Below are 18,429 nucleotides of genomic sequence, written 5' to 3' on the forward strand. Positions count from 1 at the left end.
TTCTCTTTTTTACAAGAATCTTATTTGTAATTAAAAAGCATTTAAAAACATTATTACTTTACTGTATTTATACACTCTATAAAATCGTGTAACTCTTCTTCCAGATTAAGTTAGTTTTATAAAAGACACATTACATATTAAAATAATGCCTCTAAAATAAAATCTAGTTGCAAAAACAATTCTATATGCGTAATTTACTAACAACAAACAAATTAAGACTATATGCTTAAAAAATCTATTTTAATAGAAAAAAAGAGCAAGGTTACAACCAAAAACTTACAGCTCATTATTGAAAATGAATTTAGAAAAGCAAATATCCCCATAGAAGATATTGGATATATTGTATTAGACCACCCAGAAACATACATAAGTATACCTGCTTTAAACTTATTAATTGAAAATAATACAGCCGTTATTATTTGTAATACTTCACATTTACCAAATGGCATGTTCTTAAATCTAAATAGCCACCATATACAACAAGAAATTTTTAAAAAGCAAATTAACGCTAGTACGCCATTAAAAAAACAATTATGGCAACAAACCATTGTTGAAAAAATACAAAACCAAGGTATTTTATTAAAAAAAATAACACAATCAAAAAATGAATTTGCTTTTTTAGCAAGTAAAGTTTTAAGTGGAGACACTTCAAATATGGAAGCTGTAGCAGCCAATTTTTATTGGAAATCTTTTTTTGAAATAGACTTTAAAAGAGAACGCTTTGGTAATTATCCTAATAACTTTCTTAACTACGGTTATGCCATATTAAGAGCAGCAACTGCTAGAGCATTATCTGGAAGCGGTTTATTAAATACTTTAGGAATACACCATAAAAGTAAATACAATGCTTTTGCTTTAGCCGATGACATTATGGAACCTTTTAGACCTATTGTTGACGAGGCTGTACATACCATTATGCAACATTATGATGAGCAAGAACTAAATACTGAAATAAAATCTGTTTTATTACAAATACTAACCAGAACCGTTTATTTTAAAAATGAAAAAAGCCCCTTAATGGTTGCTTTACAAAAAACAGCTAGCTCTTTACAACAATGCTATAGTGGGAAACGAAAAAAAATAAAGTACCCTAAATTATGGAACTAAACGGTTATAGAATTATGTGGTTATTTGTATTTTTCGATTTACCAACAGACACTGCTAAAGACAGAAAAAACGCGGCTGGTTTTAGAAAAAACCTATTAAAAGATGGTTTTACTATGATGCAATATTCTGTATACATGAGACATTGTGCTAGTAGTGAAAGTGCAGATGCCCATGAAAAAAGAATAAAAAAACAATTACCTCCTTTAGGCAAAGTAAGTATTTTAAGAATTACCGATAAACAATTTGGAAACATCATGAATTTTTGGGGTAGAGCAGAAATGCCTAAAGAACCACAACCAACCCAATTAGAATTATTTTAAAACAAAAAAATGCAACAATCTTGCCTTATCACTGCAAAAAAGAAGCATTTTTTTAAACGATACATCAATCTAAACCACTGAATAACAAAAGGTAACACACCAGCTAATATCGTGTTTTCTAATCTTTAATCAAACCACAACAATTTGAGGAATCAATAAGTTTTACAGAAAATATCGTGTTTTCTAATCTTTAATCAAACCACAACGCGATTATGACTTCACCACCTGCAAAAGCAAATATCGTGTTTTCTAATCTTTAATCAAACCACAACGCTTCACGCGCTTGTAAATTAGTATTTGATAATATCGTGTTTTCTAATCTTTAATCAAACCACAACATGTATTTACTATTGAAAAATTCCGTTTTCAATATCGTGTTTTCTAATCTTTAATCAAACCACAACTAGTGACTGCCAAATTGAGTGACTAAATCGAATATCGTGTTTTCTAATCTTTAATCAAACCACAACTATGAAATAGTATTGTAAATAAAAGATAATAATATCGTGTTTTCTAATCTTTAATCAAACCACAACCATTCTGTAAGCTTTATTTCTGTAGGAACTAATATCGTGTTTTCTAATCTTTAATCAAACCACAACCGTGGGGGTGGCTGCCGGTTGAGGTCCTGGAATATCGTGTTTTCTAATCTTTAATCAAACCACAACTTTTGTTCAATGCAAAATAGAAAAACATTTAATATCGTGTTTTCTAATCTTTAATCAAACCACAACTGTCTTTGTGGTTTTTTAAGCCTGTTAAGAATATCGTGTTTTCTAATCTTTAATCAAACCACAACTCTTATCCTTACTTCTTATAGATAGAAATAAATATCGTGTTTTCTAATCTTTAATCAAACCACAACCGCGCAAAGACTTTAGATGAAGAGGTAACAAATATCGTGTTTTCTAATCTTTAATCAAACCACAACTCTTTTGAAGCTTGGGCACCAAAAAAAGAAAATATCGTGTTTTCTAATCTTTAATCAAACCACAACTTACAAGTAACAAAAACAACTAGCACACAAAATATCGTGTTTTCTAATCTTTAATCAAACCACAACATAGCTCTAGTTCTCATAACTACAGCTTGAAATATCGTGTTTTCTAATCTTTAATCAAACCACAACCTATACAAAATTTATACGTTAATTCAGTAAAATATCGTGTTTTCTAATCTTTAATCAAACCACAACTTACTGATGGAACAGTAGCAATCGATGAAGAATATCGTGTTTTCTAATCTTTAATCAAACCACAACTTGTGTCACCAATTTGTCCCATTGTAAATAATATCGTGTTTTCTAATCTTTAATCAAACCACAACTAATCTCCTTGTTTGCTCTAATATCTTATAAATATCGTGTTTTCTAATCTTTAATCAAACCACAACAGAGCAGGAGAATTGTCTTCTAAGATTGAAAATATCGTGTTTTCTAATCTTTAATCAAACCACAACAATGTAGTTGCTAGCACTAGTGCTAATATGAATATCGTGTTTTCTAATCTTTAATCAAACCACAACTAAAGCATGGGTTAAAATCCATCCACCAAAAATATCGTGTTTTCTAATCTTTAATCAAACCACAACATAGGTTTAGGTGCGGTTGATTTTGGGTATAATATCGTGTTTTCTAATCTTTAATCAAACCACAACCAAGCGTTTAGAGGTTTAGGTTTAAAATATAATATCGTGTTTTCTAATCTTTAATCAAACCACAACATGGTTATACATGGTTAAGCACAAATAATAAATATCGTGTTTTCTAATCTTTAATCAAACCACAACTTACCAAACAAAATATTTTTAAATGAGCACAATATCGTGTTTTCTAATCTTTAATCAAACCACAACATTTCTTTTGCCAACTCTAAAACAGGTCTAATATCGTGTTTTCTAATCTTTAATCAAACCACAACTTAACAAGTGCCTTTAAACCATTACCACTAAATATCGTGTTTTCTAATCTTTAATCAAACCACAACAGAAGAAGAATATCAATGCGTAAAATTCAAATATCGTGTTTTCTAATCTTTAATCAAACCACAACCTCATTGCGGCCTTGGTTGGCATAGTGTTTAATATCGTGTTTTCTAATCTTTAATCAAACCACAACTTAGAAGAGGTTTTAGATAACGGTTATGCAAATATCGTGTTTTCTAATCTTTAATCAAACCACAACTTACATGTTAAACTACCTTTAGCTACGACAAATATCGTGTTTTCTAATCTTTAATCAAACCACAACCAGACACACCTTCTTTAATTCATCCATATTAATATCGTGTTTTCTAATCTTTAATCAAACCACAACACACCAGAGCAATTAATAAAAGACCAGGAAAATATCGTGTTTTCTAATCTTTAATCAAACCACAACTTACAACTTCTTCAAACTGGTTTAGCAGAAAATATCGTGTTTTCTAATCTTTAATCAAACCACAACTAGTTGGAGTGCTTCTAGTGAGATAGCTTAAATATCGTTTTTCTAATCTTTAATCAAACCACAACTGAATATAGGCGAAGCACTTAGACGTAAAAATATCGTGTTTTCTAATCTTTAATCAAACCACAACTGGTTAGAGTATCGTATAACTCGAAAATCTAATATCGTGTTTTCTAATCTTTAATCAAACCACAACTTACAAACGGTAAAAAATATAAAGTTATAAAATATCGTGTTTTCTAATCTTTAATCAAACCACAACACATTATCACCAATTATAACTTGGCTATCAATATCGTGTTTTCTAATCTTTAATCAAACCACAACTAACCTATGTACTGTTTTCACTAATTACTAAATATCGTGTTTTCTAATCTTTAATCAAACCACAACTAACTAACAACCAAGCTCACACATAACCTAAATATCGTGTTTTCTAATCTTTAATCAAACCACAACTTATACGTTAAATTGCCTTTAGCTAGTCAAAATATCGTGTTTTCTAATCTTTAATCAAACCACAACCTTGTGCAACAAACTCTGTAGGCTTATATTAATATCGTGTTTTCTAATCTTTAATCAAACCACAACTCCTACTTGGTCTATAACTACTTTTATAATAATATCGTGTTTTCTAATCTTTAATCAAACCACAACTGCACAATGACCTCTAACGTATTTGTGTATAATATCGTGTTTTCTAATCTTTAATCAAACCACAACGCTTTAAATACCTTATTAATTAGCATTGGCAATATCGTGTTTTCTAATCTTTAATCAAACCACAACAGGGGTGCAATTTCGTTACGATCTTAAAAAAATATCGTGTTTTCTAATCTTTAATCAAACCACAACTCAAGAGGTAACAGAACACATAACGGTATAAATATCGTGTTTTCTAATCTTTAATCAAACCACAACTAAACGGTGAAATTGGTGGCGTTTCTATAAAATATCGTGTTTTCTAATCTTTAATCAAACCACAACCTGTTCCTATTGCCATAATCTATGAATTATAATATCGTGTTTTCTAATCTTTAATCAAACCACAACTTTTCTATACCCAGAACTCAAACCCTTTTTAATATCTTATTTTTAATCTAATTCGAGTATTTCATAAAAACTTTATCTTGCTAGTTGAACTTATTTTAAACTCTTCTTTATTTAATAAAAAATTAAAATTTCCCATCGATAATCGCAACCAAGGCACAGGTTCTTCAAAATTAACTTGTGAATTCTTCACCCCTTTATCTTTCATGTATTTAACAATAGTCATTTCTTCTTTATTCTTACTACTTTGTTGCATCGCCGTTTTATGAAACCTAAATTGAATTCTTCCATCTCCTTCAAAACCTATTACTTTATACAATCTTTTTGCTAATGAAAGGCCATCTATTTCGTATAACTCATCCTTGTTTTCTTTATAAAACAAAACTAAGTCTCCTTTTTTAACTTTGTATTTTAATGGTAAATTTGACTTAAGGTGCACCATCGGAACTAGTGAATCATAATTATTTTTGTTACTTAATTTAAAGTATCGTCCAGCATCTCTATAATTAACCAACTCAAAACTTCTTTTAATTTTCCCATTTTTATCTTCACCTTCATAAATAGCCATACAATAGTTTTCATCGTTTTGACCATAAACCAACTGTTTGTGCTCGTGTCTTGATTTAGACAATGGACTATGTTCTTTAATTTCTAGAGGGTTTTTTACTGAATTTGAATACACACGAACCTTTTTAATTGGCACTCGTTTTTCTTTATTCATCCATACAGCATCTACTATTTTGTTTTTTTGTTGGGCATTTTTGGATAACACAAGTACTTTATTTTCAATAGCTTGCTTTACCTTTTCTTTTACTACCTCATCAATAATATTTTCAATGTCTGTTTTTTTTAGACTTTCTAAATCTTTCCTAATAACATATCTAATCTGCTTATTATTCAATGGGTCTTTAATAGCACCATAAATACTGTCTTGATGTAAAGAACCTCTAATAGTATCTCCTTGTTGGTATCTTGGAATTCGTTTTCCTTCTGCATCTAATTTATAGATTATTTTTCCGTTGGCATCTTTTTTGGGTACCACTTTATTATATGCATCTCTTTCAATTTCTGCAACATATTGTTTTTTACCTCGTATTCTAATAATTTTTTTAGATTGCTTTTTAACATTATCAGGTGTGTAATGAGAGACTAAGATATCTTCTTCTATTTTTTTTAAATCTTCTTTAAATGTTTTCCAAGGTTTTGCTGCTTCAATTATAGCTTTAGCTTCTGTTTTGTTTTGTTCATCTTCAAGTTTCCATGCCTTTGCTAAAACATCGTATTTATCTTTGGTCATACACGCTATAGTTATAGCATCTATGGTATGGTGCGTATGTGTACTTCTATCTTTTGGTTTGTAATGTTTGTTACCATGTTCATCAGTGAAAGATTCTTGAATACCCCATTGTTTTCTAAACTCTGCAACCATACCTCCTTTTACAGATTCTACTCTTTTAAAATACGATTTTAAATACGCTTGCGAATAGCGTGTTATAATACCTGTATCTGGAATTTGACTATTTTTAAAACCTACTTTTGGTTCTTCCCAAATAAACCTTTCGTATTTTCCTTTTAAATAATTACGTTTTAGGTTTAAATAATGTCTTCTGCGTATCTTTTTATCTTTAGCTTCTTTAGTAGCAACAGATTTTATAGAACGTGTAATAATTTCTATTTCTCTGCTATAATTTTCAGCTTCTTTTTTCCAATGAGCAATTCGTGGCAGAATTTCTAAATGATTTCCCAATTCAATTGGCATTTTATTCCCTTTAATATCTCTATTAAACTTTTGACTACAAAGCGTTTTGTTCATTTGAGAATTATCTTGCGAAATGCTTCTTGGTATAGTATGCTCTATATCAAAATCTGGATTACTTCCTATTATTTGAGAAATTCCAATATAATTTCCATCCTCATAAATCTCTTTTTTGTCTTGCTCAATCCAAAGTTGATATCGTAATATATCATCTTCAGTTGGTTCTACTTCTTTATGACTTTCTGCTAAATAGAGCTTTTTTATTTCTATTATAGCATCTTCACGTTTCTTTTTATTTTCATTCTGGTAATCTTGAATAGCTTTTCTTTTATTGGCATCATTAAGTTCACGAGCCATTTCAATATGGATTCTAGTTTTTTCATCTATATCATCATTTAGGATTAAAGCATTCAATACTTTTCGTAATTGATGTAACGCTCGCATTGCCATAGGGTTCTTTATTGAAGATGTTAATGGACTTCCTAAAACTAGTTTTTTATTACCAAATTCATCTTTAATAATTTTCTTTTTAAAAACATCTATATCAGAGGGATGATATAGTTTTTTAATACGTTTTTCGTCTGTGCAATAAATCTCTCCATCTAGATTATTTCCTAAAATAAACTCTACTACTTTTTCGTCTATTCTTTTAATTTTTACAAACGCACCTTTTTTTAATTGCTTTAAAAGCAAAATATAGTTTTCTTCTAAAATAGTTTCCTTTATATTTTCATCGTCTATTTTAAATCTTGTATAAAAAGAATCTAATTTTTTTGAAAGTTGCTTTTTGTAAAGCAATTTTGACTCTTCGGAATAAAAATAATTATTCTCTTTGCATTCTTTTATTATGGAGTTCACAACAGTAAAACAACCATTTTCAAACTTATGATCTTCAATGATCTTAGCTATTTTAAGTTGAATGTTTAATTGTGATTCTTTGTTTTTCCAAATATCTTTATCTACTACTTTTTCAATGTTTGCCATAAATACCGCATGAGAATATAATAATCCTTGCTTTAGGTAAGGTGTTATTTTAGTAATAGCATTAAGACTTAAACCTGCATAATCCTTTTTTAACTTAATCTTACTATATGCTTTGGCTTTTCTTTCTTCTAACTCAAGTTTCACTTTTGCATAATCATATAAATAAGCGTCTGAAGTGGAAACAGAAAGTAAATGCCATAAATCTTTATAATTTACGTTCCTTGTTACTTCTATATTTTTTGAATTAAACGTTTTATAAGTATGTGTTTTAGTATTCCAATCGTCTCCAAAAATATTTTTAAAAGAAGCCGATACAGGACACCCTGCAACGGTATCTGTTGGCTTATAATTAAACCAATATTGGTATTCATTTTTTTTTGAAGATTTATAAAACCCAAATGATGCACCTTTTTCAATTAATTCTTTAGCTAAATCTTCAAAATTAAAATGGCCTTTTTTTCTTAAAAACTTTGGAATTAAATTTAATTTTTCTTCATGAGTTAAAAATCGCAATTTTTTTTCTGATGGTTTACCTATTTTAATAGTATTAAGATATGTCCACATTCTATATTCTTCAAAATCCGGATGAGAGACAGAGCAACGTGATTTATTTTTCTCAAAGGAACATTTACCTATTAATCCTTTTTGAGATTTTAATGGTCGTTGAAAGAAAATAGCTCGATATAATTCTTTAGCTAAACCAGAAAATCGTTTTTCTGGTATTTTTTCGTTTTCATTAATCTCTTTTATTCCTTGAGTTTTGCAGATAATTATAAACTCTTCTAAATAATGTTCTTCTCTGGCTGTGTATTGATTTCTTATTTTTTCTTTATTGTATAAACTATAAAAATATTGCCCTAGTGTTTTAAAGTCTCCATCAATCATTGCTTGAGAGATTTCTTTAATTCTCCCTTTTACCTTTCCTAAATCTTCTTTTTTGTTTAATCTTGCAATTAGTTCTTCATTACATTTTTTAAAGTCCGATTCATTTTTTTTCAAGATCGCTTTTAAAGAATTATATAAGGATTTTAACTTCTTTTCTCCTTCATCTAAATCTTTAACAAAACCACCTCTTATAGTCTCATCAAGTATTCCAACATTTTGAAAATAGTCTTTCAATGCTAATAAAATGTCTTCATTTGATTCTAATTCTTCTATTTGATTTTGAATTTGTGGACAATGTTCTTCAAAAATTCCTTCAGCAGATTGGTCTAAACGGTTACTTAAAAAACCTCTTCTTTGTGCAATATGGTATAATGCTCTACCTAACTCAAATAAAGCAACTTTTTGCTTACTTGCTCTATCTCTAAAAGCATAAGGGTTAGTGTTATTTTCTTCACTGGTTCTCAACCATTTTAAAAATTCTGGATTGAGAGGATAATTTTTAAAATCTGAATTTTTCCATTCTTCAACTTCTTCAACAGTTAAAGGACACATATTATTCCTAGAAAGCACTTTTAAGGTTTCATACTTCCTTAATTTTCTTCGATATTTAAGTTTTCTTGCACTTCTATAACCTGTACGTTCAGCAGCTCGAGAACTTTCAATTCCTTTTTCGGATTTTACACCTTCACTAAATATCCTAACTCCTTTGTCTATTAGTGTAAATTCCTTATCATTATTATCTTTCTCTACAATTGCCCAACCAATACTATTAGTTCCTAAGTCTAAACCTAAAATTTTTGTCATTTATTTTAACTGTCTGTTTATTATTATTAACTATAAACTTATTATAATTTATTAAATAAAAAAATACGTACATCTACGTATTTTTTTTATTCTTTTATTTCACTAAGTTTGTAACTGATTAAAATTTCTAATCTTTAATCTTATCACAATAAGGCTATATGCCGTAGATGAAAATCTTTAGTCCTGCTTCGGTAGGACTTTTTTTTATACCACAACCATACCTAAAAAAAAACACTAACACTCCTCAATCCCTAACAGAAACTACTTCTACTCCAAAAGCATTCGCTCCTGCCAATAAATAATTTTCACCATTTACTTCTTGATAAAAAGCAACACGCAGCATAGCAAATAAAACACCTGTACCACTAGGTAGTGCTGCAACAGAAAGCGAAAAAGAATCTCCAATATAATCGCGAGCTATCACCAAAGGAGCAGCCATAACACGCGTATACGTTAAAGTTTCAAAATCAAAACACACCACGCCAAAAACAAGCTCCATAAAACTAGCCTCTTTAGGAAAACCTACCGTTTGCACATCAAAATGAGTAACGCTTAACAATAAGGCATCCCAATCAAAAATAAAACTACAAGGTAATAAAACAGGGCGCTTTGGAGTAAAAACAAAACCAGATAAACATTGCTTTCCTAAACTGGTAGAAATACCTTCTCGCACACAACGAGCTCCTCGGTTTGAAATAGTATCACAATCCTTGATCTTTAAAAACAATTGCATCAATCTACTATGTAAAGTGCCGTCTTTATAACCTAATAAAAAAGGCCTAATTGCCTGCTTAAAAATTTTATTTACCTTAGCGCACTTACCAAATTCATTATTACTTTCGCGCACACGAACCATAGTAGGACTCGTTTTTATTGCCTTTTTAGTAAAACCTCCTCCTGCTACTCTAGCTGTAGGTACTCCTTTTCTATAATAAAAATTAATACCTCCAATAGTACCTTCTAAAAACACAACTCCTTTTTGTTTTGCCATAACATTTTGGTTAACAGAACTTAAACATAGCATTTTATTTTTTAAAAATCAAGAAAATAGTTAATATATATATAATGTATATACCAACTATATGCCGACTTTATACCTAGTATATTTCAACATTTATTAAATAATAATAAATAAAAAACCCAAGCCTAAGCTTGGGTTGGTTTGTGTTATCGTCAAATAATATTAAAAATTGAGATGCTTCGCTTTACCCTGAATAACACTTTGCTTGTATTTAACCAAACAACCTTTCATGTCATTCAGAAGGAGGTACAACTGAAGAATCTTGAACTATTACAATCCTTGTCTTTGAGATGCTTCGCTTTGCTCTGAATGACGTTTTACTTTTATTCAAATAAAACCTTTCATGTCATTCAGAAGGAGGTACGACTGAAGAATCTTGAACTATTACAATCCTTGTCTTTAAGATGCTTCGATTTGCTCTAAATGACAAAGTCGCTCGCTGCTTACATATTACGTCTATACTGCCCTCCTACTTCAAACAACGCTGAAGTTATTTCCCCTAAAGAACATACTTTACAAACATCCATTAAGGCTTCAAAAATATTTTCATTGTTAATGGCTTTCTCTTGTAAATTTTTCAACAGCGCTTTGGTATCATTTCTCTTATGAAGGTTTTCTAAGGTTTTTATTTGAAATTGCTTTTCTTCTTCTGTTGCTCGTATCACTTCCGCAGGAATTACCGTTGGCGACCCTTTAGAACTTAAAAACGTATTTACACCAACTATTGGAAATTTACCGTTGTGTTTTAAAGTTTCATAATACAAGCTTTCTTCCTGTATTTTACTACGTTGGTACATGGTTTCCATAGCTCCTAACACACCACCACGTTCTGTAATACGGTCAAATTCTTGCAATACTGCTTCTTCTACTAAATCGGTTAATTCTTCAATAATAAAAGAACCTTGTATTGGATTTTCGTTTTTATTCAATCCTAATTCTTTATTAATAATTAACTGAATAGCCATTGCTCTACGCACAGATTCTTCCGTTGGTGTTGTAATAGCTTCGTCATAAGCGTTAGTATGTAATGAGTTGCAGTTATCATAAATAGCATACAGTGCTTGTAGCGTGGTACGTATATCGTTAAAGTCTATTTCTTGAGCATGTAAGCTTCGTCCTGAGGTTTGAATATGGTATTTAAGCATTTGCGCTCTTGCATTGGCACCATATTTATGCTTCATGGCTTTTGCCCAAATCTTACGTGCTACACGACCAATTACTGCGTATTCTGGATCGATTCCGTTAGAGAAAAAGAACGATAAGTTAGGACCAAATTTATTGATATCCATTCCACGACTTAAATAATATTCCACGTAAGTGAAACCATTAGATAAGGTTAATGCTAACTGTGTAATTGGGTTGGCTCCTGCTTCTGCAATATGGTATCCAGAAATAGAAACCGAATAGAAATTACGCACATTATTGGCAATAAAATACTCTTGTACGTCTCCCATTAAACGTAAGGCAAACTCGGTAGAAAAAATACAGGTGTTTTGTGCTTGATCTTCTTTTAAAATATCTGCCTGAACGGTTCCTCTAACCTGTGCAATGGTATTCTTTTTAATTGCTGCATACACATCTGCAGGCAATACTTGATCACCTGTAACACCTAAAAGCATTAAACCTAAACCGTTGTTTCCTTCTGGCAAATCACCATTATAAGTAGGACGCTCTTTGTCTTTGTATATTTTAGCAATCTTTGCTTCTACTTCTTTTTCAAGGCCATTTTCTTTAATGTATAACTCACATTGTTGGTCTATGGCAGCATTCATAAAGAAACCTAATAACATTGGCGCAGGACCATTAATAGTCATACTTACCGATGTCATTACGTTGGCTAAATCAAATCCAGAATACAATTTCTTAGCATCATCTAAACAACAGATACTAACTCCTGCATTACCAATTTTACCGTAAATATCTGGTCTTAAATCAGGATCATTACCATAAAGGGTTACACTATCAAAAGCGGTAGACAAACGTTTTGCTGGCAAACCTGCACTTACATAGTGAAAACGTCTGTTGGTACGTTCTGGACCACCTTCTCCAGCAAACATACGTGCTGGATCTTCTCCTGTACGTTTAAAAGGATATAATCCCGAAGTATACGGAAATTCACCTGGTACATTTTCTTGCAAGGTCCAACGTAATAAATCACCCCAAGCTTGGTACTTTGGTAAAGCTACTCTAGGGATTTGCAAGTGAGAAAGCGACTCTGAATGTGTTTCTATTTTAATTTCCTTATCTCTTACTTTAAATGTATAGATAGGGTTTTTGTATTTGTTTACCTTTTCATCCCAACCTGTAATTACTTCCCAGTTGTAAGGATCTAAGTTTAATTTTACACGATCAAATTCTGCAATAAGCATTCTTACAAAATCTTTATTGTCTTCTTTTATTTCAAAAGAATCCGAAGCAATTCCTGCTTTATCTAATTCTGGAGTTACTTCTAATACAGATTCTAACGTTTTATAAATACCATATAATTTTTGAGCAACTTCTACTTGTGTATTTGCCGTTTTGTCATAGGCACGATTATTTTCAGCTATTTCAGAAAGATAACGTGTTCTTGAAGGAGGAATCACAAAGATCTTCTCACTCATTTCATCTGAAATATGGAATGTAGATTTTAAATCTGTATCTGTTTTTTCTACTAGTTTATCCATGATCGCCTTATACAGCGTGTTCATTCCTGGATCATTAAACTGTGAAGCAATGGTACCATAAACAGGTAGTTCTTCCTGCGGAATATCCCAAAGATTATTGTTACGCATATATTGTTTTTTTACATCGCGTAAAGCATCTAGAGAGCCTCGTTTATCAAACTTATTGATAGCTACCAAATCTGCAAAATCTAGCATATCAATTTTTTCTAATTGCGTTGCTGCACCAAATTCTGGAGTCATTACATATAATGCTACATCACTGTGTTCCATGATTTCAGTATCACTTTGCCCAATTCCTGATGTTTCTAAAATAATTAAATCATATTCGGCAGCTTTTAAAACCTGAACTGCTTCATTTACATATTTTGATAAAGCTAAATTAGATTGACGTGTAGCCAAACTACGCATATACACTCTTGGTGAATTAATAGCATTCATACGTATTCTATCTCCTAAAAGAGCTCCTCCAGTTTTTCGTTTAGAAGGATCTACAGAAACCAAACCAATGGTTTTTTCTGGAAAATCGATTAAAAAACGACGAACAAGCTCATCTACTAAAGAAGATTTTCCTGCACCTCCAGTTCCTGTAATACCTAAAACAGGAGTTTTAGACGTTTTATTTTTTATATGAATTTTATCTAAAGCATCTTTTGCTACTTCTGGAAAGTTTTCTGCAGAAGAAATTACTCTTGCAATTGCTTTAGGGTTTTTAGTTGGCAATAAATCTATTTCACCATTAAGAGAATCACCTATTGCAAAATCTGATTTTTCTACCAAATCATTAATCATACCTTGTAATCCCATAGCACGACCATCATCTGGAGAATAAATACGAGCAATACCATAATCCATTAATTCTTTAATTTCTGAAGGAAGAATAACGCCTCCTCCACCTCCAAAAATCTGGATGTGTTCTGCACCTCTTTCTTTTAAAAGATCATACATATACTTAAAATACTCATTATGTCCTCCTTGGTAAGAAGTTAAACAAATGGCATTGGCATCTTCTTGAATAGCTGTATTTACAACTTCTTCCACACTTCTATCATGCCCTAAATGAATAACCTCAACTCCAGTTGCTTGAATAATTCTACGCATGATGTTTATAGAGGCATCATGTCCATCAAAAAGAGATGCTGCAGTTACAATTCTAACTTTATGCTTTGGCTTATAAGGTGCTACTTGTATCATGTTCTATTTTATATTGCTTTATATTATAAAAATGCACTTTACTTTTTTTAATTTTTACTGTTATAAAAAAAGTTATAAATGTTTCATTCTTAATAAATCTAAGTTTTAGTGCTACAAATTTACGGAATATTCAAAAAATTTCATCAATTATATTAAATAATATAAAATTGAATCTAAGCTTAAATTTTATCTATATTTAAACTAGTTTTACTTATTAATTTTAAGTAGTTATGACAAAAATAACTTTATTAATACACTGTAAAGATCAATCAAGTATTATTGCAGATGTAACTAATTTTATTGCAAAAAATAAAGGAAACATTGTTTACATAGATCAGCATGTAGATAGAGAACAAGATATATTTTTTATGCGATTAGAAAGTGAATTCACATCATTTTCTATGGATAATTTTACTACAAATTTTAAAAAGGATTTGGCAGAAAAGTTTGCCATGAAATGGCGTATATACAATACCGAAACAAAACCAAAAATGGCTTTATTTGTTTCTAAATATGACCATTGTTTGTATGACATTTTGGGGCGTTATAACTCTGGTGAGCTATTTGTTGAAATTCCTTTTATTATAAGTAATCACAATACTTTAAAACCAATAGCAGATAGTTTTAATATTCCGTTTTATCATATTCCTGTTACTAAAGAAACCAAAGCAGATGCTGAAGCACAACAACTAAAACTGTGTAAAGAATTTGATATAAACTTTATTGTACTTGCGCGATACATGCAAATTGTATCCAGTAAAATTATTAGTCAATATACTAATAAGGTAATAAACATTCACCATTCATTTTTACCAGCATTTGTTGGCGCTAAACCATATCATTCTGCCTACAAGCGTGGTGTTAAAATTATTGGTGCAACTAGCCATTATGTTACCGAAGAATTAGACGCTGGACCAATTATAGAACAAGATGTTAATCGCGTATCACACACACATGCTATTACAGACTTAATAGCCAAAGGAAGAGATTTAGAAAAAATAGTATTAGCAAATGCTATAAAACTACATATTAAAAGAAAAGTAATGGTGTATAATAACAAAACAGTGATTTTTTCTTAAAACCACCACTAACTACCAAAAACATCTTACTTCTTTTTATTTTTTTTTGAAAAAACGCAATTTTTAAACTAAAAGCGCATCTTAATAATAAGTATATTTGAAACTAAAAAAATTATGAAAAAAGTATTTGCCTTTATTATTATTTTAAACCTAACTGCTTGTACTGAGTTGCAACAAGTTATAGACCAACTACCTCAAGAAGTTGGTACACTATCGGAATCTGAAATTGGATCAGCATTAAAACAAGCATTAGACTTAGGTATTGACAAACAAGTTACCAAACTTACCCAAACCGACGGTTTTTATAAAAACGAATTAGTAAAAATAACTTTACCAGAAGAATTACAAAAAGTAGACAAAGCACTACGTGATATAGGCTTAAGTAGCTTGGCAGACGAAGGCTTAAAAGTATTAAACAGAGCAGCTGAAGATGCAGTAAGTGAAGCTACACCTATTTTTGTAAACGCGGTTAAAGACATGACTATTACAGACGCAAAAAACATACTTCTTGGTAATGATGATGCTGCTACACAATACTTAACAAGCAAAACACAAACAGCGCTTTACGACAAGTTTAACCCTGTAATTAAGAGTTCTTTTAGCAAAGTTGGTGCAGACCAAATTTGGGCTAATTTAATTAACAAGTACAACAGCATACCATTTACAAGTAACGTAAATCCAGATTTAACAGACTATGTAACTGGAGAAGCTTTACAAGGTGTTTACACAATGATTGCTGTTGAAGAAAAAGAAATAAGAAGCAAAGCATCTTCTAGAACAACAGATTTATTACGTAAGGTTTTTGCTTTACAAGATTAAAAAAGAACTTAACATAATGCTAATATTAGCATAACCATATAAATACATAACCAAGCTACATTTGCCCTATCAATAATTCTACTTTAGATTTTTGAGTTAGTTGTTTAGTTAGTTATTAGAATAAAACCGATTTAAAACCTAAATCGGTTTTTTGTTATTTATTTTTATCTTATTCTTATTGTAAAATATTCGAAAAATAACGTATATTTAATTGCATTTTTCCTAAACACTACTAATGAAAAGAGATAAATTAATATTACGACACCGAAAAAAGCTAAGAAAAAAATATAAGCTGCTTATAGAAGAAGCTTATAATTTTAGACAAACAGATCATGCCTTAAGTGATATTTCTGAATTTAAGGCGATCCAGCTTTTAGACAAGCTAAATAAACTTAAATATTTATCTAGATAAGTACCTGCTACTTCTGTTTAACAATAATTATACATTCTTTAACCTTTAACTAACATCTAAGTTAGCGATTTGCTCGTACTTTATATATAAAGAACAAGTTAAAAGAATAAATTATGAGTACACATTATTGCAAAGTTGGCAAAAAGAGACCAAACGAAAACAAAGTATTTAGCATAAAAACTATTGAAAACAAGGCTAAACAAATAGTAGATTCCATGTCTAACCAAAAACCTACTCAAGATTTTGATGTAGCAACTTAAAATAAGTAAAAGACTTTATAAGTCTAGAACCATACCAAGAAAACATTTCGCCATCTACTAATTGTATTTTGGCATTAGTATAGTATGTTTTTAATTCTTGTATATGTTTTTCTTTAAAAGGATAAGGCTCACTAGACAATAAAACCAAATCTATGTCTTTATCTCGCTTTAGGTGTATTTCTGGATATCTTCCTAAATCTGCATATACATTTTCAAACTTATTAACTTGCAATAAGCAATTAATAAAAGTGTCTTTTCCTGCAACCATAAAAGGGTCTTTCCAAATAAAATAAGCAGCTTTTATCGTTGTTTTATTTTGAATATAAATTTGAAAGTCTTTTAAGTTATTTTGAATTTCTTCTGAAATTCTTGAAGCCACTTCCTTCTTATTGAAAATTTCTCCATATTGCTTAATCATTGTAATACAATCTGAAATATTCTCGATATTTGAAACATGTACTTTACAAATAGTACCACAAGCCTCTACAATATCTTTTGTGTTTTCTTCTTTATTACATAAAATAATATCTGGCTGTAAAGCTTTTATTTTTTCAAGATGTATTTGTTTGGTACCTCCAACAATGGTTTTTGTTTTTAATAAATGATTTGGATGCACACAAAACTTGGTAATACCAACAATAGCATCTTCTAAACCCAAATCAAAGAGTAATTCGGTTTGCGAAGGAACCAAAGAAACAATGCGTTTAGGAACAGAATTAAAATGTAGCTGTTGACCTATTTGATCTTGTAGTTCCATGAATAAGATTGCTTTGTCATTTTTATTTAAAATGACTTTCTAGTTTTATTTTTGGTTTAAAATAACTTCCATTTGCTCTTGTAAATCTTTTGCTTTTAAAGCTGCAGCTTGTGCAAAATCTTTTTCTTTTGAAGCGTAAATAATTCCTCTTGAAGAATTAATTAACAAGCCTACATTTTCACTCATTCCGTACTTACAAACGTCTTGTAAATTCCCACCTTGTGCGCCAACTCCTGGCACCAATAAAAAGCTATTAGGAATAATTTTTCTTATTTCTGCAAAATATTCTGCCTTTGTAGCACCAACTACATACATTAAGTTTTCGGCATGTTGCCAAGTTTTTGAAGTTTCTAAAACCTGTTTGTACAACTCTTTATCTGCTACTTTTTTAGTTTGAAAATCAAAAGCACCTTGGTTTGAGGTTAAAGCCAACATAATAGTATGCTTATCTGAAAATGCAAGAAATGGCTCTACAGAATCTTTACCCATATACGGAGCAACGGTTACACTGTCAAACGCTAAGTCTTCAAAAAAAGCTTTAGCATACATGGTACTTGTGTTACCAATATCACCACGTTTTGCATCTGCAATAGTAAATATTTCTGGATGCTTTTGGTTTAAGTAATTTATTGTTTTTTCTAAAGCTTTCCACCCTTTTAAACCATAAGCCTCATAAAATGCAGTGTTTGGCTTATAGGCTACACACAAGTGATGTGTGGCATCTATAATTGCTTTGTTGAATGCAAATATAGGATCTTCTTCTTTTAAAAGATGTTCCGGAATTTTGTTTAAATCAACATCTAATCCTATGCATAGAAAGGATTTTTTATTTTGGATTTGGTCTGTAAGTTGTTGTGTTGTCATTTTTTGAC

At 30.4% G+C, this 18,429-nt stretch carries 11 protein-coding genes and 1 CRISPR repeat array; of the genes, 6 read left to right on the forward strand and 5 right to left on the reverse strand.

Annotated features, from left to right (window positions below):
* Positions 1-222: 222 nt before the first annotated feature.
* Positions 223-1,107: a type II CRISPR-associated endonuclease Cas1 gene (cas1, locus tag KO494_RS11995; protein ID WP_215967857.1), complete on the forward strand. Its 885-nt coding sequence runs from the start codon at positions 223-225 to the stop codon at positions 1,105-1,107.
* Positions 1,098-1,427, forward strand: a complete 330-nt coding sequence (gene cas2, locus KO494_RS12000) for a CRISPR-associated endonuclease Cas2 (protein WP_215967858.1) — start codon at positions 1,098-1,100, stop codon at positions 1,425-1,427. Before cas1 ends, cas2 begins: the two co-directional genes overlap by 10 nt.
* Positions 1,428-1,532: 105 nt before the next feature.
* A CRISPR array of direct repeats spans positions 1,533-4,926; the repeat unit is 36 nt; unit sequence AATATCGTGTTTTCTAATCTTTAATCAAACCACAAC.
* Between the two features lie 61 nt (positions 4,927-4,987).
* Here the strand turns inward: cas2 and cas9 are convergent.
* From cas9 to KO494_RS12015, 3 genes are all read right to left on the reverse strand, one after another.
* Entirely contained in the window at positions 4,988-9,352 is a 4,365-nt protein-coding gene (gene cas9 / locus KO494_RS12005; RefSeq protein ID WP_215967859.1) for a type II CRISPR RNA-guided endonuclease Cas9, read from the reverse strand.
* A gap of 244 nt (positions 9,353-9,596) precedes the next feature.
* Positions 9,597-10,343 (reverse strand): hypothetical protein, encoded by a 747-nt coding sequence (locus KO494_RS12010; protein WP_215967860.1) that lies wholly within the window; start codon positions 10,341-10,343, stop codon positions 9,597-9,599.
* A gap of 473 nt (positions 10,344-10,816) precedes the next feature.
* On the reverse strand, positions 10,817-14,230 hold the full coding sequence (locus tag KO494_RS12015; protein WP_215967861.1) for a methylmalonyl-CoA mutase family protein: 3,414 nt from the start codon (positions 14,228-14,230) through the stop codon (positions 10,817-10,819).
* A gap of 230 nt (positions 14,231-14,460) precedes the next feature.
* Between KO494_RS12015 and purU the strand changes: the two genes are divergently transcribed.
* From purU to KO494_RS12035, 4 genes are all read left to right on the forward strand, one after another.
* Positions 14,461-15,309, forward strand: coding sequence for a formyltetrahydrofolate deformylase (gene purU / locus KO494_RS12020; RefSeq protein WP_215967862.1), 849 nt, complete (start codon positions 14,461-14,463; stop codon positions 15,307-15,309).
* A 114-nt stretch (positions 15,310-15,423) separates the two neighbouring features.
* Positions 15,424-16,128 (forward strand): DUF4197 domain-containing protein, encoded by a 705-nt coding sequence (locus KO494_RS12025; protein ID WP_215967863.1) that lies wholly within the window; start codon positions 15,424-15,426, stop codon positions 16,126-16,128.
* A gap of 235 nt (positions 16,129-16,363) precedes the next feature.
* Positions 16,364-16,540, forward strand: coding sequence for a Lacal_2735 family protein (locus KO494_RS12030; RefSeq protein ID WP_215967864.1), 177 nt, complete (start codon positions 16,364-16,366; stop codon positions 16,538-16,540).
* A 113-nt stretch (positions 16,541-16,653) separates the two neighbouring features.
* Positions 16,654-16,800 carry a hypothetical protein gene (locus tag KO494_RS12035; protein ID WP_215967865.1) on the forward strand — a complete coding sequence of 49 codons (147 nt, stop codon included), beginning with the start codon at positions 16,654-16,656 and terminating at the stop codon, positions 16,798-16,800.
* Here KO494_RS12035 and KO494_RS12040 read toward each other — a convergent pair.
* The gene (locus KO494_RS12040) at positions 16,772-17,557 is read right to left on the reverse strand and encodes an ABC transporter substrate-binding protein (protein WP_215967866.1); all 786 of its coding nucleotides are present in this window, start codon (positions 17,555-17,557) and stop codon (positions 16,772-16,774) included. The two genes, KO494_RS12035 and KO494_RS12040, sit on opposite strands and share 29 nt — an antisense overlap.
* Positions 17,558-17,602: 45 nt before the next feature.
* Positions 17,603-18,421: an orotidine-5'-phosphate decarboxylase gene (gene pyrF, locus KO494_RS12045; protein ID WP_215967867.1), complete on the reverse strand. Its 819-nt coding sequence runs from the start codon at positions 18,419-18,421 to the stop codon at positions 17,603-17,605.
* Positions 18,422-18,429 lie beyond the last annotated feature (8 nt).

It is taken from the genome of Lacinutrix sp. C3R15 (assembly GCF_018860825.1).
Taxonomy (GTDB): domain Bacteria; phylum Bacteroidota; class Bacteroidia; order Flavobacteriales; family Flavobacteriaceae; genus Oceanihabitans.